The sequence below is a fragment of the Chitinophaga lutea genome (assembly GCF_003813775.1).
GTDB classification, from domain to species: Bacteria; Bacteroidota; Bacteroidia; order Chitinophagales; family Chitinophagaceae; genus Chitinophaga; species Chitinophaga lutea.
The window spans coordinates 1,498,803-1,516,789 of sequence record NZ_RPDH01000002.1; the positions used below are offsets into that span (position 1 = coordinate 1,498,803).

Consider the following 17,987-nt stretch of genomic DNA (forward strand, 5'->3'; position numbering starts at 1 on the left):
GCCCGTTGATATCCGTTCCTCTTCCTTACTTAATCCAATACCCCGAATTTACCGAGGTTGTAATCCATGATCGCCTGTTCTATTTCTTCTTTGGTGTTCATCACGAACGGCCCGTAACTCACGATCGGTTCGTTGATGGGCTCGCCGCTGAGCACCAGCACCACGGCATTTTTGTCTGCCGTCAGTTCAAGCTCCTCTCCTTCGTTCCCGAACAATACGAAGCTGTGTTCCGCTACAGGTGTGCCGTTGATGGTGATGTTCCCGTTGATGACCAGCAGGGCGGTGTTATGCGTAGCCGGGATGCTGGTTTTGAATGCGCCGCCTGCGTTGAGGCGCACGTCGAAGAGGTTCACCGGGGTGTAGGTGCTGGCCGCGCCGGATACGCCGTTGGCATTGCCGGCGATGACGTTCACCACGCCGCCGTCGTTGTCCAGCACGAGTTTACCCATTTTATCGGCCGTGAGCGCCTGGTAATGCGGGTCCACGGATTTATCTTTTTTCGGGAGGTTCACCCAGAGCTGCACCATTTCGAAGGGGCCGCCTTTCCTGGAGAACGATTCCTCGTGAAATTCCTTGTGCAGGATGCCGTTGCCGGCCGTCATCCACTGTACGTCGCCGGGGTTGATGACACCGCTGCTGCCGCTGCTGTCGTAATGCGCCACGCTGCCTTTGTAGGCGATGGTCACCGTTTCGAAACCTTTGTGGGGATGCACGTCTACGCCGCGGATATGATCGGACGGGCCGAAGTCGTATTCCGCGTTAAAATCGAGCATTAAAAAAGGGCTGATGCGTTTCTGCAGAATACCTGCGCCGGGGATGAAGTTGAACACCCGGAAACCGTCGCCCACCATACCGGGCCTTGCAGGTTTTGCCGCTATTTTCTCGATGATCTTTTTCATGGTTTACTCCTTTATTTCTTTACACAAAGGTATTGATGGCGCCGTTGCCCCATCTTGATGTATGATAAGACCGGTGTTTCGGGACGGCGGATGATGCGACTGTCCCGATGGATGTTTCGTGAGTATTGCGGGTTAACAGGAACAGGCGCCTACTTCCCGAAGTTCTTCCTCGCCAGCTCTTTTCTCACGCGGCTGAGGGTTTCGGGGGTGATGCCCAGGTACGAGGCCACCATCAGCTGGGGCACACGCAACATCACATTGGGGTACATATGAATAAAGGAAAGATAGCGCTCTTCCGCGGTGGCGGCCAGCAGCGAGGCGATGCGCTGCTGCATGTGGCGGGCGGTGTTGTGAAGGAGGTAAATGTTGTACCGGGCGTAAGCGGGGCAAATTTCCTGTGCCCTGTCCATAAAATTTCGGTTCACCACCACTACTTCCGCGTCTTCCACCACATCCACATAAAAAGTAGCCGGTTCCCCAAAATACATCGCGCCCCGGTCGCCAATCCACCAGTTTTCCGGCGCGAACTGGATGATGTGCTCCTTCCCTTTTTCGTCGGTGGCATAGGCCCTTAGGAGGCCCTTGCTGACAAAATAACCGTTATCCGAGGTATCGCCCGGCTTTACGAGGATGCGGCCTTTGGGGTACGAGCGCGGCGTCACTTCGCGGCTGAGCTGTTCGAACTGCTCGTCTGTAATGGGCGTATGGTCTTGCAGGTATTTCTTGAAAACGGTCAGCATGCCGCTAAATTAATGGATTTTGAGGGCCGGATGAAGGGTGCCCGGCTTCTCCTGTAAATCCGTGTCTTGCAACCAGGGTGCCACTACCGGCGACCGGGTAGCGCCGCAGCCACCGGCACAGCATATGCCTCCGGTACCCATTCCCATTTGCTGCCTTCCGGCTTCACATACCCGATGCCGGGCCAGGGGAAGTGATAGGCAAATACCTTCGTCTGTTCTTTGGCGAACCTTACCAGCAGTTTTTTGCGGGTGGCGGCTGCCTGCGCAATATCCACATCGCCGTTGAAGCCCCATTCCGGGTGCGGAATGGAGAGCACGTCTGAATGTACGAGGTCGGCCACGTGCACTATTTTTTCATTCCCTGAATAGATATGCGTGAGCGCATGGCCCGGTGTGTGCCCGGGCGCGATTTCCATGCGGATGCAGCCGAACAGTTCCGCGCCATCGTCGAAGAGCTGCACGCGGTCGCCGAGCGCTTTGAGGGTCTGCTGCGTGCCGGTGGTAAAAACAGCCAGCAGTTGTTTGTCCTGGAACTTCGATTTTGAAAAGTCCTGCTGCGGGGCCATCCAGAACGCGTTTTCGGGTTTGGAGAGATATACTTTCGCGTTGGGGAACACCGGCTGGCCCGTTTTGGTCACCAGTCCGCCCACATGGTCCGGGTGGGCATGGGAGATGATCACCGCGGTGACGCCTTCCGGCGTAAAGCCTGCATCCGCCATGGATGGCAGCATCCAGCCGGAGTCTTTCCCGAAAGCGCCGCCCGTGCCCGTATCGATCAATATCACCTCGTTGCCCTTTTTGATGAGCAGGATGTTCATGCTTAAATCCATTTCGCTGGTGGGGCGGAAATGTTCGTGCAACAATGCCTTTTCCGCCGCTTCGCTGCCGTTGGGGAAATTCGGCTGTACAGGGCTCAGGCGGATGAACCCGTCCGTGATCACCGTCAGTTCCAGTTCACCTACCGTGAAGCGATGAAAGGGCCGTTTGAATGCCCGCAGCGCGGGTATCATGTCCGCCCATACTTTCCTGAAGGGAATGGCAGCCGCCATCCCGGTTAACATCAACTGTTTGATCAGCGCTCTTCTTTCCATCTTGCAATAATTTGCTGCAAATCTACCGGCACACTATCTTTGAAACAAGTAGGCACTTAAAAGTAGGCTACGCACCAAAAGGATACTAATACTGACAATCAAGTGTGATGAAAGAAAAAAATGTTGAAAAACAGTCGCCCATGTGCTCGGTGGATTTTGCGTTCCGGCGGATCGGCGGCAAATACAAAGGCAGGATCCTGTGGTACCTCCACCTGAACCGCGTTTTGCGGTACGGTGAGCTGCGTCGCCATATTACCGACATCACCCCTAAAATGCTGTCGCAAACGCTGCGGGAATTGGAGGAAGACCACCTGATCCACCGGGAGGTATATCATGAGGTGCCGCCCCGGGTGGAATACTCCCTCACGGACGTGGGCGCCGAGCTGGTGCCGTTCATCAATCACCTGCGGATGTGGGGTGAGCAAAGGATGCGGAAGGAGAATATACCGATGTTCCAGCAGGGGGAGCCTTGTGCGTAGCGAAGCGTTTCCTGGCCAGGGATAACTGGAAGCTCCCGTTACACAGAAAAATTCCAGCGCAACATACCGCGCCCGTCCATGGATAAACCCGGCTGCCGCCAACCGGTAAGCCCTCATAAACGCCGTTGCTCCATCTTCCCGGTACGGCGAAACTTTTTTCCCTATCTTGGCCCCGACACTCTTTATTTGTATGAAAGGCGGTTGTACGGGAATCCCCAACCCTGCCTGACAATTCATTCACACATGAAACCAAAATTATTCCTGTTGCTGCTATTTACAGCGGCTACCACCTGGGCCCATGCCCAATCTTCCAGCGAGATCGCCGGCATCGAAAAAGACCTGACGGTTTTCGACAGCCCGATGGCGACGGCCCTCAAAAAGAAAACGAAGAAAAAAGACATTGAAGCCATGCAGCACCCGCAGCTGCGCGAGGCCGCACTGGCCATGCTGAACGGACAGTATGCCCCGCAGTACCGCCTGGCCGATTATGCCGCCATCCTCACTCCCACCACCCTGGGCCGGGAACTGATGATCGGCGACGGGTACAGCCGGTACGAAAATATGACCGGCGTGTATTTACCGGCAGGCCGCCACGTGGTGCTGGTGAGCAATATCGCCGAAGGGAAATCCGTGGGTCTGGTGGTGCCGAACTGGAACCGCCGCGCGCCGGAAGGCATCGAGCCCACGAAGGATCCCGCCGGCTGGGGCATCGTGAAACAAAAATTCACACTGCAGAACGGCGTGAACATCATTGACGTGAAAGGCTTCGACGGGCTGGCCTATGTCGATTATTATTCCGACACTCCGGACAATGAAAAACCCGTCAGGGTGCATTTCGTCAACGCAGCGGTGAACGGCTATTTCGACATCAGCAAACACAACAACGAAGACTGGAACAAACTCATCGATAACGCGGTGTACCCCATCATCGACGCCAAAGGCGCCCATATCCAGATCGTGTACCCGGCGGCCGACTGTAAAAAACATGCCTACGGCAGAGGCGTGGAGCTCATCAGCAACTACGATTCGCTGGTGTACCGCCAGCACCGCATCCTCGGCCTGATCAAATACAACAAGGTGCCGAAAAACCACATCCTGGCGCGCGTGAACTATAACTACTACATGTTCCGGGACGGCGACGGCGTGGCCTACATGGGCACCCAGCCGGGCAATGCCATGCCGCTGGTAGTAGACCCGAACCGCGTGATCAAAGGCGATCCATGCTGGGGCTTCAGTCATGAAGTAGGCCACGTGCACCAGGTGCGGCCCTTCTTCAACTGGGGCGGCCTCGGTGAAGTGAGCAACAACATTTTCTCGCTGTATGTCACCACCTCCTTCGGCAACAAAAGCCGGATTTCAGAGCAAAAGAACTACCAGAAGTCGCGCGACAGCATCATCAACAGGAAGATCTGCTACCTGCAGGACAAAGACGTGTTCAACCGCCTCATCCCGTTCTGGCAGCTGCAACTGTATTTCGCGGGCGAGGGCGGCAACCCCGACTTCTACCCCGACCTGTTTGAGGCCTTCCGCCGCCAGGGCGAAGCCACCCGGCCCGCCGGGCAAAAACAGCGCGCCGAAGGCTGGGGAGCCAGGGGCAGCAACCCCGCCGTACACCAGCTGAACTTCGTCAAAACCGCCTGCCAGGTGAGTAAAACGGACCTCAGCGAGTTTTTCGACAAGTATGGGTTCTTCTATGTGGGGGCGTTCAAATACGATGATTACGGCAAGTACAGCTATGATATGACGCAGGCCATGGTGGATGCCTGTAAAGCGGAGATTGCGGCAATGAAGCTGCCGAAGCCGAAAGTGGATATCAGCGGGTTGGAGGATTGAGGAACGGATGAAGTACTTTATATGAAAAGGGCTGCGCGATGCGCGGCCCTTTTGTTGTATTTTGTATATGTTTGTAAGCACGGATCGAATCGATTGCTTGAGACTATTACAAAACCGGGGGCTGGAGGATATTTTTATCGCTTGTATTGACAATCTTCAGGGCTTTGCAGATGCAATAGAAAGTATCTTCCCTCAAACCGAAGTACAACTTTGTATTGTTCACCAAATCCGTAACAGTCAAAAGTACTTGTCTTACAAGGACGTCAAGCCCTTTATGAAGGATTTGCAAGGTGTTTACCGGGCTGCGACGGTTGATCAGGCGGAGCGTAATCTTGGCCAGCTTGAAGTCAACTGGGGGCAACGCTACCCCAAAGTCATAGAATCCTGGAGAAAGAACTGGCCGCGTTTAAGCAGCTACTTCCAATACAACAAGGATGTTCGCAGGATTATGTACACCACCAATATCATCGAGGGGTTCCACCGACAGCTCCGGGCCGTAACAAAATCAAAAGGCGCCTTCCAATCCGAAGACGCCCTAATGAAACTTTTATTCCTCGTTCAGGAAAATATCTGCGCTAAGTGGAACAAACCGGTTCACAACTGGAATCAGACGCTTGCTCAACTATCTATTATCTTTGGGGACAGGCTCAAACTCAATCTCTAACAAACTGACACACTTTATGTAATACTACCGATTGCTTATATCATTAAATGTCGCTCTTCTTTTTAATCTGCACATTCATTCCAAATTTCTCTGCAATATCTTTTCCTTTAACAAAGAGCCCATATACATACAAACAAGCCTCTTCTTCCGTTACGAACACCCTCTCATCATTTCGTCCACCACGCTCATCCAAATAAAAAACCTCCCACTTCGCATAATTATGAAAAAGGATAATTGCATCAGGCTTTAAGTCGCCATTCAAAGAATAGCTTCGAGAACTAATCTTTAAATCCCGCAATCTCTGATCTAATTCTAACACCTTCATAAAAATTTATTGAACTGGGACAATAATACCTTTCTTTAACAAGGTATTGACATTACTAACTTGGGGAAATTCCCTAGGAATTCCAAAGTTGGGTTATTATACTGGGTTATTCAATATCTCTTCTAGGATCTCCACCTTCCATAAGAAAGAACTTTTTGCAAACAGGAGAGTTGCATCCATAAAAATATGTTGTATCTTCATTTGAAATTGTAAAATAAGACCCTGCATTAACAGTGTAGCTATAAAGCGCACTATCAATCTCTACAGCCCCCCTTACTTCGCACGGTAGTACATAATATAGGTAAGAAAAATCGTGCATATTAATCGGTTCGCCATTTTTAAAGATGGTCTCAATAGAACCGGCCGACAAGCTCCATCTCTTACACTCATTAACCATACTGTCATCCGGCATGGCCTCATTCAAAACCCAACTTATGGATTTCACGTTTATGATCGAGTTGGGTTTCATTTCAACTTTTCTCACACTCCTTCCTTTTAAACTATCCGTTGGAAGAACTTTAATGACACTCTTTACATTCGCACTATCCTGCTCTTTATTTAAAGCATGATTCCTGGTCCCACAAGAAATTATTATACCAACCCAACTTAATACTAAGATTAAAAAAACAAACTTCATACAAAATCTATTTGGTTATATACTGCATCCACCAAGGAGTTTATCAGAAATGGGACCGGGCGCACTTGCGGTTTCACTCCCGGTTATTCGTATATGCCTCCAGGAATGCCTCCCACCCTTCAGCCACCAAAGGCTTCCCCAAAGTTTCGACCATATCTTCGGGCAGATGTTGCTCCGTTTCGATGCTCAGGGCGATCATATGTTTTCCGTCAGGCTCATAAAACACAAAATTCCCCAACTGCATCACGGCATACAGGCAACGGATCAAGCGTTCATCCGCACACGGCCTGTTAATGGTAATACCTGAGTTCGTGGGCTCACCGGTATCCATATAAACGGTGCAACTATTCAGTTCATCAAAATACAGATCGATGTAACTATCGTCTTTTTGCGAGATGTATTTTTCAAAGATGCGGAGGAATTTCTCCGTCGGGATTTCCTGGGCTTCTCCGTGAACATGTGCCTGCATGAAATAGTCGTACGACATGAACTGATTTTGGTTCCAAGTTAATGGAATCGCCCCGGATGCTATTTAAAAAACTCAAAAGCGCCGGCGCACGCCTCATCCGGATTCAAACCCCTTTCCCGCGAATATCAGGCGGTAACCGGCGAATCTATATCGTTTTAACCCCGTATTGCTTTTTTTCACGAGTTTTGCGGCAAACTGCCGAATACCATAAAAAGAAAAATGTTCCATAAAAAGCTCCTGTACTGGCTGCCTGTATGTTCCCTGTTCTTCCTGGGAGCGTGCGGCGGGCATCAAACCCCAGGCACATCAAAAGACGAAAAGGCTGCACCCTCCGATCCCGTTCCTACAGCCCCGGCACAATCCGTCCAGGCCGGTCCGGACGATTTTAACCTGACGCGTTTTCTGGCGGACGGCAACTACACCCTGCAATACGAAAGTGACGGTTTACTCAATGAAGACAGCCTGCCGGACAAAGTACTGGTGCTACAGGAAGTCAGCGAGGAGAGCCAATATCTCCCGCGGCTAACCATCATATTGCTGGGCGGGAAAACGGGATACCGCCTGTATTCCAAAAGTAAGACCGTGATGCCCGCCGAATTCAATTCCGATGGTTATCAACTCTTCGATACGGAAGCGGTGAAAATCGACTCCGGAAAAGTGACGTTCGACCTCTATGCCGTTGGGCCCAACGGGCATATCTATTTTGATTATCGCTGGAAAAACAACCGGCTGGCCCTGCACGAACTGACGGGATATTTCATGGGCGCGGGCTCCCATTCCGGGTTCACCTATCTCGCCGGAAACGGCGCCGAAGGCATTGTGGAGCGAACAGTGGTCAATACCATGGAGGAAGACATGCCGTCGGAAACCACCAAACAGCCCTTCACACTGCGATCCCCCACCAATTTTGAAAACTTCGATTATGAGAAATGCCTGCAGGAAATCTCCGAATAAACTTCGTTCCATGAATAAAAGATTGCTCCGGCTGCTGACGTTATGCTTATGCTCCCTGTCCGGGTACGCCCAAGACCAGGAGGCCATCACAGGTTATTACAGGTCACCCGGCCCGTCCATACTTCTTGTGGACAGAGACCATCATTTCTACATCATTGCGTACGCCACGTTCATTCATGGGCGTTGGACCGTCGAGGGCAACCGGGTCAAGCTTATCCCGAAAAACCCGGAACACCCCTTTGAGCTGTATGGCAGATACAACCCCAACATCCGGGAAGGCTACCGCATCAAGTTCTACGGCTTCGAAAAAAATCAAACCTTCATAGGAAAAGCCGGCAGCGATACCATGCAGCGCGTCTTCAACCTTGACCCCAATTGTTTTGACGACAGCTATGTCCATCAATTCCCGGGCGCGACCGCATTTTCCTTTGCTGATTCCCTACGAACGGATGAGCCCGGGCAGAGGAAAACCTATACATTTCAACCCCGCAAACACAACGATTTCATCGCTGTTTATCGCGATCCGGAAAAGTCGACCAAGGAAATGATTTTCGATATTGGCGGGGGCACTGAAAATCCCTTCTCAGACGGCGCCTACGTCTCCCTTGAAAAAGCGGAGCAGGATGAAAAGCTGAAACAGGAAGTGATGGAGCTCAGGGAACTCGGCAGGAAAAACAGAAATGAAGAGAATGTGTTTTTTTGCAACCCGTCGTACCGGTCTTTTGATACCACAGCTGTCAGCTTCCAGCAAAACTACACTTTCAATAAGGCCAAGAATGCGTATGTATCCAAACATAACTATGAAAAAGACGAAGAAATACATCCTGAAAAAAAGAATAACGCCTACCATTCCATCGGGATCCTATTTAAATACGAAAAGATAGCGCCCGCAGGCATCGTCGCAACACCTTTCAAAATACAGGAGAAAAGCCTTTTTACCGCCAAATGCGGCGGGGAAGAATAAGATTCATCATCGTCCTGCTTATACCATGAGAACCGTTTTCTATATTATTTCCTGCATGGCGTTACTGACGGCCTGCTCCCCGAAACTGATCGTCTCCGACAACCCGCAACCGGCCACCGAACCGCATGCCGTCCGGAACAAGGAATTGGTGACCCTCGTGTTTTTCAACTTTGGCAGCTCTGACAAACTGGACAATCATCTGTCTGCTTACAAACGGTTTGCGGAAGCGTTTAAAGACGCAGAAGAAGTACTGGTGCTGAAGACCGATCAGAACGAGGTGCTTGAATTTGAGAACTACGGTTACTTTTATTTCCACAACAACGGCACGAAATCCAGGCAGGGCATGATATTATCGAATGGCATCGACAAACCTGTTGTCGTAACAAACCCGGACAACTATATCAAAACATATGAATCCTATTTTGGCGTCCCCTTCAACGACAAAGTATATTATTCCCGGATGCGGAAAGCGGAAATAGCAACCCGTCAAAAGGCGGCAATAGCGACGCTGGAAAAGAAATTCAAGGTAGACCAGCGCTATGCGGCCCAGTTGGCAGCACATTCCAACACTTCCTTCTACCCCAAAAATCCCGGTAACTCGCGCTGCCTCACCGGCAAAGTAACTGTCCGGTTCTATGAAGACAGCGCCCGAACAAAAAAATCGCCGGTTCGCACCGAAACCGTATATGACGAAAACGGCCAGCTGCAGCGATATACCATGTTCATGAACGACGCGCTGTTTTCGGAGGATATCTATTACCGGAACAGCTACCACCTGATCGACAGCATCGTCAAAACCGACAACAATGGCCTGCGATCAGCCACCGTGTTTAAATACGGAAAAGACAGGTTCTCTATCGTTTCGGTGGATGCAAAAAATATGATGATCTCCAATGTCTTTCAGCTGAACGACCGGTTTCAGTGCGTCAGGAAGGAAACTTTCAACGGCAGCGGCGACCTCGTGGGCGCATCCTCATTTAAATATGATACCCTCGGGAGGGTGATTGAAGAAACCGGTGCAACACAGCGAATCAGGTATGAATACAACGGGCAGGAAGAATTTTATGCTGTCATGCGAATATACGGCGCGCCGGATGGAGCATTGCTGACCGAGAACATACGGCAGCAGGGAAAGGACAGGCTGTTGATGGTTTCGAAAAACGATGGCAGGGTGTCGTCAAGGAGCATTTCGTTTATGAGCCCCGATGGTTGTATAAAAACTGCGTACAACTATAATGGGAATGATAAAATAACGGAGGTGTACGAGTACTTCTATGGGAATTAATGTCTGAACTCTTTATAAAACACCAATGTCCCGCAACCTGCGAGACATCAATTGAGGAGCGGAGGAAGAGGGATTCGACCCCCCGGACCTGCTCAGTCAAAATCATCGTTGCAAAGACTGTCACCCCCAAAAACACCAATGTCCCGCAATCTGCGAGACATCAATTAAGGAGCGGAGGAAGAGGGATTCGAACCCCCGGACCTGTTACAGTCAAAATCATCGTTGCAAAGACTGCCCGCACTCCAAAAACACCAATGTCCCGCAACCTGCGAGACATTTAATTAGGAGCGGAGGAAGAGGGATTCGAACCCCGGAACTGTTACAGTCAAAATCATCGTTGCAAAGACTGCCCGCACCCCAAAAACACCAATGTCCCGCAACCTGCGAGACATTTAATTAGGAGCGGAGGAAGAGGGATTCGAACCCCCGGACCTGTTACAGTCAACAGTTTTCAAGACTGCCGCAATCGACCGCTCTGCCATTCCTCCGGCGCAAAAGTATAAATCTGAACGGATTTTAAAAAATTATTTTGAGCGGCAGGGTTTTAACAGGGCCAACCGTCGCTTCCCTGGCCGGTTCTGCCAAAACTTTTTTATGACGTCGTGTCGGAAGGAGGTTTAGGGAAACGCCTATCTACCTGAGCAAAGAAAAAATGATCGCGGCCGACCAATTCACACCGCACAATTAATCTCAAACAAACTGACTTCGGCATCGTGATAGTGACCGGGAAGACTGTCTGTATCGCCAAGTTTTACCAATCCCAGAAAATCAAACCCGCATTTTTTATAATAATTGATCAATGCCGTGTTCTCTCCCACCGTGTCCATTCTAATGAATTGCTTATGGTTTTCCCGGGCATGTTTTTTCGCCCAGTCTACAATGACGGCCACCAGGTTCCTGCCTCTGAATGCCGGGTTGGTGGCGATACGGTGAATATATACGGCCGGGTCAGCATTTCTTTTTCCCCAGATCTGCGGATCGCTGAAAGCGGTTACCCAAATGCAGGCGATTTCATTGTCTAATACGATCTTCCACTGCCTGTTTTCCGCGATTTCGGTTTCGATAAGGCTTCTTTCAAATTCCGGCCAGAGAACAATGTTTTTTGTCCGCTGAAAATCGGTAGCTAAACGGTATAATCTGAAAATTTCTTCGATATCGTTGCTGCTGCTGTTTGCTATGATCACTGCTTTTGATGTTTCTGGTTACCTCAACAAATATAGAGATAAAACGGAGCCGGAGCTTCATTGACCATCGCATTATCAAGCGATACGATGCCGTATTTTATCTAAATTTGACGCATCGCACAAATAACCTTCAGTAATAAGTAAAAGCATTTTTATGAAAAAAATCGGATTGGTAGGCGGAATAAGCTGGGTATCGACACTGGATTACTACAGGTTTATCAATGAGGGCGTACATGAAAAATTAGGCGGATTGAATGCAGCCGAATGTATCATATACTCTTTGAATTTCGGGGATGTGCAGGCTGTAGGTTGGGAGAATTCCTTCGGGCTACTATTGAATGCCTGTGAAAGCCTGAAAAGAAGCGGAGTGGACGGCATTGTGCTATGCGCCAATACCGCGCACCTTTTCGCAGATCAACTTCAGGAGGCGATCCAGCTGCCGATTATCCACATTGTTGCAGAAACTGCCAAAGCCATCAACAAAGAGGGCTATAAAAAAGCAGGCCTGCTGGGAACCAGGTTCACGATGGAAATGGATTTTTATAAAGACAAGCTTGAAGCGTACGGGCTTGAGGTGTTGACCCCCGAAAAGCAGGAAACAAGAGATTATATCCAGTACACGGTAAAAGAGGAACTGGGGGTTGGATTGATCAACCCCGAAACCAAGGTGAACTACATTTCAATTGTGAAAGACCTGGTCGACCGTGGTGCGGAATGTATCATTTTAGGCTGTACGGAAATCCCTCTACTGATAAGCCAGGACGATTTTACGATACCGGTTTTTGACACGGCTAAAATACATTCACGGGCCATTGTGGATTATATCGTTTCGTAAACCTGCGAGACATTTAATTAGGAGCAAAGGAAGAGGGATTCAACCTCCCCGACCTGTTACCGTCAAAATCATCATTGCAAAGACTGCCGACCCCAAAAAACACCAATGTCCCGCAACCTGCGAGACATCAATTAAGGAGCGGAGGAAGAGGGATTCGAACCCCGGACCTGTTACAGTCAAAATCATCGTTGCAAAGACTGTCACCCACTAAAACACCAATGTCCCGCAACCTGCGAGACATCAATTAAGGAGCGGAGGAAGAGGGATTCGAACCCCCGGACCTGTTACAGTCAAAATCATCGTTGCAAAGACTGTCACCCCCAAAAAACACCAATGTCCCGCAATCTGCGAGACATCAATTAAGGAGCGGAGGAAGAGGGATTCGAACCCCCGGACCTGTTACAGTCAAAATCATCGTTGCAAAGACTGTCACCCACTAAAAACACCAATGTCCCGCAACCTGCGAGACATCAATTAAGGAGCGGAGGAAGAGGGATTCAACCTCCCCGACCTGTTACCGTCAAAATCATCATTACAAAGACTGCCGACCCCCAAAAACACCAATGTCCCGCAATCTGCGAGACATCAATTAAGGAGCGGAGGAAGAGGGATTCGAACCCCCGGACCTGTTACAGTCAACAGTTTTCAAGACTGCCGCAATCGACCGCTCTGCCATTCCTCCGGCGCAAAAGTATAAATCTGAACGGATTTTAAAAAAAAATTTTAGCCCTTCCCGCTTAAAAAAACCAAAAAACCGCCATGGCAGGCGGTTACAGCTGAATATTTTTTATAAAAAAACCGGTAAACCGCCCTCAAGGCTAAGTTTACCGGTACAACCTGATGTTCATGAAGAGCGGTGTAACGTTGACAGATGACAGTTGTGGCTTGCATTCTTCTATAACCAGTCTGTTGATCCGGATATACAACTATCACCTGTCTGCATCCGCCATTCTTCGTTGTTTGTGTATGAATGGAAGCGGTTCGAAGGGTTCCCCTCCTCCCCGCTCGTTTTTACTGATAACCGCCGCCCAGGGAACGGTAAAGTTCCACCATGGCAGAGAGGCGCTGGCGGCGGATGTCCGCCTGTGCCAGTTCCGCCTGCAGGCTGCTGGTCTGCGCCGAGATCACTTCCAGGTAGTTCGCCAGGCCGCTGCGGAAAAGCAGGCGGGCATTGAAAACGGCCTTTTGGGTGGTTTCGAGGCGGGAGGTGGCAATGGTTTGCTGTTCCTGCAGTTTGTCGAGCTGCACCAGGGCGTCAGACACTTCGCGCACGGCGTTGGTCACCGACTGGCGGAAGAGGATAACTGCCTGGTCGCGTTCCACTTTCGCCACTTCCAGCTGCGTTTTCAGGCGGCGCTGCTGGAAAATGGGCTGGGCGATATTGCCCGCCACGGTGCCGAACAGCGAGTTGGGAATGGAAAACCATTTGCCGATCTCGTAGGCGTTGAGGCCGCCGTTGGCGGTGAGGCTCAGCGCCGGGTACATCGCGCCCTGCGCTACGCCTACGTTGGCGTTGGCGGCTTTCAGGCCCAGTTCGGAAGCTTTCACGTCGGGGCGGTTGCTGATCACAGCAGCCGGTACGCCGGTGGAAAGATCGTCCCATACCTTAAAGCGGTCGAGCGTGGTGTTGCGCGCCACGGGGCCGGGCATCTGCCCCATCAGGATGCGGATGGCGTTTTCCTGGATGGCGGCCGCCTGTTCCAGCTGCGGGATCAGCAGTTCCGCGGCCTGCTGCTGTATGATGGCCTGCTGCACAGCCAGTTCCGTTACGTCACCGGCGGTTTTCTGCATGCGGATCATCTGTACGATGGTATCGCTCAGGGTGGCGTTGCTGCGGGCAATGCGAAGCTGTTCGTCGAGCATCAGCAGGTTGAAGTAGCTGTTGGCCACATTGGCCACCAGGCCGGTCTGGATGGCTTTGGCGGCTTCGAACGACTGGAGGTAGGTGGCCAGCGCGGCTTCCTTCTGGCGGCGGATTTTGCCCCATATGTCTATTTCCCAGCTGATGCCTACGCCCAGGTTATAATCCTCGATATGGTTCGTTTTGAGGAAGTTTTCCAGGCTCAGGCCGTTCAGGCTGTTTTTGGAAGGAATGGTCGTATTGGCGGTGGCGTTAGCCGTTACAGACGGCAGCATGGCGGCTTTGGCCTGTTTTACGTAGGCCGAGGCCGATTCGATGCGCTTGAGCGCCACCTGCAGGTCGAAGTTGTTCACCAGTGCGTCACCGATCAGCTGCTGCAGCGCGGGATCCGGGAAAAACTGCCGCCAGGAGGCTTTGGACACCGTACTGTCAGATGCGGCGGTCCTGCCAAACTGGGCCGGTACGGCCACTTCGGGCCGCCTGTAGTCTTTTCCGACCTTACAGGCGGCAAACGAAGCTGCCGTGAGTATAGCTATTAGATATTTTGAATATTGCATCATATTATGCCTTAATTTTATTTATACAGTTGCTTCTTCCATCTCTGCTTCCATCTCTTCTTCATAAACCCTCAATCCGGGGCGGCCGGTTATTTTTTCCTGTAAGAACTGGAATATCACATACAGCACAGGAATAATAAATATGCCCAATATCACACCGGTCAACATACCGCCGATAGCGCTATAACCGATTGAATGGTTACCCACCGCGGATCCCTTCTGCACAAATACCAGGGGTATCAGACCTACGATGAAGGCAAATGAAGTCATCAGGATGGGGCGCAGCCTGGCTCTCGCCCCGGCCAGTGCCGATTCAAGCAGGCCCATGCCGTTGCGTCGTCGCTGCACGGCGAATTCCACTATCAGGATGGCGTTCTTCGCCAGCAGGCCTATCAACATGATCATACCGATCTGTACGTAGATGTTATTGTCCAGACCGGCAAAACCGATGAAGGCGAATACACCCAGGATACCTGTGGGGATGGTCAGGATAACTGCGAGCGGCAATACATAACTTTCATATTGCGCTGCCAGCAGGAAGTATACGAACAGGATACTAAGCAGGAAGATGTAGATCTGCTGGTCGCCGGCGCTGATCTCTTCGCGGGTCGCGCCGGTCCATTCGTACCCATATCCATTGGGCAAAGCCTGTTTTGCCGTTTCTTCAATGGCCTTGATGGCATCGCCGGTACTATAACCCGGTTTGGGCGTACCGTTGATAGTCACCGCATTGAACATGTTGTTACGCGTCACCGTTTCAGGACCGTATACACGCTTGAGGGTAACCAGTGATTTTACCGGCACCATCTCGCTCTGGACATTCTTCACGTAAATGCCATCGAGCGAGTGGATATCCGTACGATAGGGTACGTCTGCCTGTGCTACCACACGATAGTATTTTCCGAAACGGTTAAAGTCCGAAACATAGCTGCTACCGTAGTATATCTGCAGGGTCTGCATCAGGTCGTTGATGGATACGCCTAACTGTTTGGCTTTGAAGTTATCTACTTCCACCCTGTACTGGGGGTTGCCCGCAGAGAAGGTGGTGAAGGCTGCGCCGATCTCTTTTCTCTGCATCAACGCGCCGATAAAGGCCCATGCGTTATTACCCAGCTGGTCAAGCGGGCGGCCCTGCTTGTCCTGCAGCATGAACTCAAAGCCGCTCACGTTACCGAAGCCCTGCACGGTGGGGAAGTTGAAGAAGAAGGCGCTGGCGTCTTTCAGCTGGCTCGCCGGCCCGTACATCATTCCGGTAATCTGGTCGATATTCTCCACATCTCCCCTTTCACCTTTGTCTTTGAGGCGTATGAAGCCTGCGGCATAAGGAGATGCGGCGGCATTGCTGATGAAGTTGAAGCCGTCCACCGTCCAGGTATGTTTCACGGATGGGAACTGGCGAAGCATCTCGTCTATTTTCTGGGTAGACTTGTGCGTTCTGTCCAGAGAGCTGCCCGGAGGCGTGTTCAGGGCATATAATACAAAGCCCTGGTCTTCCGTGGGAATAAAACCGGTAGGTGTTTTTCTGGCCAATATAAAAGCGCCGACGGTTACGATCACCAGGAGGCCGATGGCAATCGCCTTGCGGCGGATCAGGAAATTCAGGCTCTTGACATACCGGTTCGTCATGGAACGGAAACCGGCGTTAAAGGCATTAAAGAAACGGCTTCCGAATCCCGTCTTCTCGCCATGCTCGCCGTGTTCAGGTTTCAGGAACAGGGCGCACAACGCGGGGCTCAGGGTCAATGCATTAATCGCAGAGATCATGATAGCAATGGCCAGCGTAAATGCGAATTGCCTGTAGAACACGCCTGCGGGGCCCTGCATAAAACCAACGGGTATGAATACCGCCATCATTACCAGGGTAATGGAAATAACGGCGCCTGATATTTCGTCCATCGACTTCAGCGTGGCTTTCCTTGCCGGCCATCGTGTTTGTTCCATCTTGGCGTGCACCGCTTCCACCACCACAATCGCGTCATCCACCACGATGCCGATTGCCAGCACCAGCGCGAACAGGGTTAGCAGGTTGATACTGAAACCAAACAGCTGCAGGAAGAAGAAGGTGCCTAAAATGGCCACCGGTACCGCAATGGCAGGGATCAACGTAGAACGGAAATCCTGCAGGAATATGTACACCACCAGGAACACCAGCAGAAATGCGATTACGAGCGTTTCACGGACCTGGTGTATGGAGGCGTCGAGGAAGTCCTTGGCGTTGTACATCACTTCCGTTTTCACGCCGGTAGGGAGCGTAGCTCTGAAATCCACCAGCAGTTTTTCTATGTTATCGAGGATCTCATTGGCGTTGGAGCCCGCTGTCTGAATGATAGCAAAGCCTGCGGCAGGCTTTCCATCCAGCAGGTTGTTGGCGCCGTAGTTGAGTGACCCGAACTCTATCCGGGCCACATCTTTCAGGCGCAGCATGGATCCGTCACTGTTGGCTTTAATGACAATATTCTCATAGTCTTCATTCAGGCTCAGCTTACCCTTGTATTTCAATACAAATTCAAAGGTTTCCGTGCTGTTTTCGCCCAAACGGCCGGGGGCCGATTCGATATTCTGATCCCTGATCGCGCTCAATACATCCTGTGGCGCAAGGTTATTGGCTGCCAGGCGGTCGGGCTTTAACCAGACGCGCATGGAATAATCCTTGGCGCCGAAAATCTGCGCCTGGGCTACACCGGGTACACGCTGAATCTGGGGAATCAGGTTGATCTTGATATAGTTCTGCAGAAACTTCTCATCGTATTCCTTGGGGTTTTCACTATACAACCCCATGAACATGATGAAACCGTTCTGTACTTTCTGCGTACTGATACCCGCCGTTACCACCTCTGAGGGTAGCTGGCTGGTGGCTTTGGATACCCTGTTCTGCACGTTCACGGCAGCGATATCCGGATCGGTCCCCTGTTTGAAATAGACCGTCAACACCATGCTGCCGTCGTTATTGGAGTTGGAGGTCATGTAGGTCATGTTCTCCACCCCGTTCACCGCTTCCTCTATCGGGTTAGCTACGGAACGGGCCACTACTTCGGCGTTGGCACCGGGGTAGACGGCCGTCACCGTCACACTGGGCGGCGCGATGTCCGGAAACAACGTAACAGGCAGGGCAAAATATGATATGATGCCCAATAATAGCAGGATTATGGACACTACCGTAGAAAGGACCGGCCTTAATATAAATGTTCTTAACATGATAAATTCACTTTT

At 51.1% G+C, this 17,987-nt stretch carries 15 protein-coding genes, 2 tRNA genes and 1 pseudogene; 7 read left to right on the forward strand and 11 right to left on the reverse strand.

Going from position 1 to position 17,987, the window contains the following annotated elements; all coding sequences use genetic code 11:
* Positions 1-29 precede the first annotated feature (29 nt).
* The 3 genes from EGT74_RS18235 to EGT74_RS18245 form a co-directional block, all read right to left on the reverse strand.
* Positions 30-899 (reverse strand): pirin family protein, encoded by an 870-nt coding sequence (locus tag EGT74_RS18235; protein ID WP_123848002.1) that lies wholly within the window; start codon positions 897-899, stop codon positions 30-32.
* A gap of 149 nt (positions 900-1,048) precedes the next feature.
* On the reverse strand, positions 1,049-1,639 hold the full coding sequence (locus EGT74_RS18240) for a Crp/Fnr family transcriptional regulator (protein WP_181954758.1): 591 nt from the start codon (positions 1,637-1,639) through the stop codon (positions 1,049-1,051).
* Positions 1,640-1,722: 83 nt separating this feature from the next.
* On the reverse strand, positions 1,723-2,730 hold the full coding sequence (locus EGT74_RS18245) for an MBL fold metallo-hydrolase (protein ID WP_123848003.1): 1,008 nt from the start codon (positions 2,728-2,730) through the stop codon (positions 1,723-1,725).
* 107 nt (positions 2,731-2,837) lie between these two features.
* On the opposite strand from EGT74_RS18245, the gene EGT74_RS18250 reads away from it, so the two are divergent.
* From EGT74_RS18250 to EGT74_RS18260, 3 genes and pseudogenes are all read left to right on the forward strand, one after another.
* Positions 2,838-3,209: a winged helix-turn-helix transcriptional regulator gene (locus EGT74_RS18250; RefSeq protein WP_123848004.1), complete on the forward strand. Its 372-nt coding sequence runs from the start codon at positions 2,838-2,840 to the stop codon at positions 3,207-3,209.
* A 243-nt stretch (positions 3,210-3,452) separates the two neighbouring features.
* The gene (locus EGT74_RS18255) at positions 3,453-5,042 is read left to right on the forward strand and encodes a M60 family metallopeptidase (protein ID WP_123848005.1); all 1,590 of its coding nucleotides are present in this window, start codon (positions 3,453-3,455) and stop codon (positions 5,040-5,042) included.
* Positions 5,043-5,148: 106 nt separating this feature from the next.
* A pseudogene (locus tag EGT74_RS18260) lies at positions 5,149-5,706 on the forward strand (IS256 family transposase); the annotation flags it as partial.
* A 43-nt stretch (positions 5,707-5,749) separates the two neighbouring features.
* Here EGT74_RS18260 and EGT74_RS18265 read toward each other — a convergent pair.
* The 3 genes from EGT74_RS18265 to EGT74_RS18275 all read right to left on the reverse strand — a co-directional run bounded on the left by EGT74_RS18265 (position 5,750) and on the right by EGT74_RS18275 (position 7,155).
* The gene (locus EGT74_RS18265) at positions 5,750-6,031 is read right to left on the reverse strand and encodes a hypothetical protein (protein ID WP_123848007.1); all 282 of its coding nucleotides are present in this window, start codon (positions 6,029-6,031) and stop codon (positions 5,750-5,752) included.
* 106 nt (positions 6,032-6,137) lie between these two features.
* Positions 6,138-6,668 (reverse strand): hypothetical protein, encoded by a 531-nt coding sequence (locus EGT74_RS18270; RefSeq protein ID WP_123848008.1) that lies wholly within the window; start codon positions 6,666-6,668, stop codon positions 6,138-6,140.
* A gap of 73 nt (positions 6,669-6,741) precedes the next feature.
* Positions 6,742-7,155 (reverse strand): hypothetical protein, encoded by a 414-nt coding sequence (locus tag EGT74_RS18275; RefSeq protein WP_123848009.1) that lies wholly within the window; start codon positions 7,153-7,155, stop codon positions 6,742-6,744.
* Positions 7,156-7,356: 201 nt separating this feature from the next.
* Between EGT74_RS18275 and EGT74_RS18280 the strand changes: the two genes are divergently transcribed.
* From EGT74_RS18280 to EGT74_RS18290, 3 genes are read left to right on the forward strand one after another with little or no spacing between them, the layout of a single operon-like run.
* A complete protein-coding gene (locus EGT74_RS18280) occupies positions 7,357-8,091 on the forward strand; it encodes a hypothetical protein (RefSeq protein ID WP_123848010.1) in 735 nt (244 codons plus the stop codon).
* A gap of 10 nt (positions 8,092-8,101) precedes the next feature.
* The gene (locus EGT74_RS18285; protein ID WP_123848011.1) at positions 8,102-9,055 is read left to right on the forward strand and encodes a hypothetical protein; all 954 of its coding nucleotides are present in this window, start codon (positions 8,102-8,104) and stop codon (positions 9,053-9,055) included.
* 55 nt (positions 9,056-9,110) lie between these two features.
* Positions 9,111-10,340, forward strand: coding sequence for a hypothetical protein (locus tag EGT74_RS18290; protein ID WP_220392901.1), 1,230 nt, complete (start codon positions 9,111-9,113; stop codon positions 10,338-10,340).
* A gap of 403 nt (positions 10,341-10,743) precedes the next feature.
* Here EGT74_RS18290 and EGT74_RS18295 read toward each other — a convergent pair.
* Both EGT74_RS18295 and EGT74_RS18300 read right to left on the reverse strand, forming a co-directional pair.
* Positions 10,744-10,828 (reverse strand) — tRNA-Ser (locus EGT74_RS18295).
* A 183-nt stretch (positions 10,829-11,011) separates the two neighbouring features.
* Positions 11,012-11,524: a GNAT family N-acetyltransferase gene (locus tag EGT74_RS18300; protein ID WP_123848013.1), complete on the reverse strand. Its 513-nt coding sequence runs from the start codon at positions 11,522-11,524 to the stop codon at positions 11,012-11,014.
* Between the two features lie 154 nt (positions 11,525-11,678).
* Here EGT74_RS18300 and EGT74_RS18305 point away from each other — a divergent pair, with 154 nt between their 5' ends.
* Entirely contained in the window at positions 11,679-12,359 is a 681-nt protein-coding gene (locus tag EGT74_RS18305) for an aspartate/glutamate racemase family protein (RefSeq protein ID WP_123848014.1), read from the forward strand.
* A gap of 597 nt (positions 12,360-12,956) precedes the next feature.
* Here the strand turns inward: EGT74_RS18305 and EGT74_RS18310 are convergent.
* The 3 genes from EGT74_RS18310 to EGT74_RS18320 all read right to left on the reverse strand — a co-directional run bounded on the left by EGT74_RS18310 (position 12,957) and on the right by EGT74_RS18320 (position 17,972).
* Positions 12,957-13,041 (reverse strand) — tRNA-Ser (locus tag EGT74_RS18310).
* A gap of 329 nt (positions 13,042-13,370) precedes the next feature.
* Positions 13,371-14,780, reverse strand: coding sequence for an efflux transporter outer membrane subunit (locus tag EGT74_RS18315; protein ID WP_123848015.1), 1,410 nt, complete (start codon positions 14,778-14,780; stop codon positions 13,371-13,373).
* Positions 14,781-14,798: 18 nt separating this feature from the next.
* Positions 14,799-17,972, reverse strand: coding sequence for an efflux RND transporter permease subunit (locus EGT74_RS18320; protein WP_123848016.1), 3,174 nt, complete (start codon positions 17,970-17,972; stop codon positions 14,799-14,801).
* Positions 17,973-17,987 lie beyond the last annotated feature (15 nt).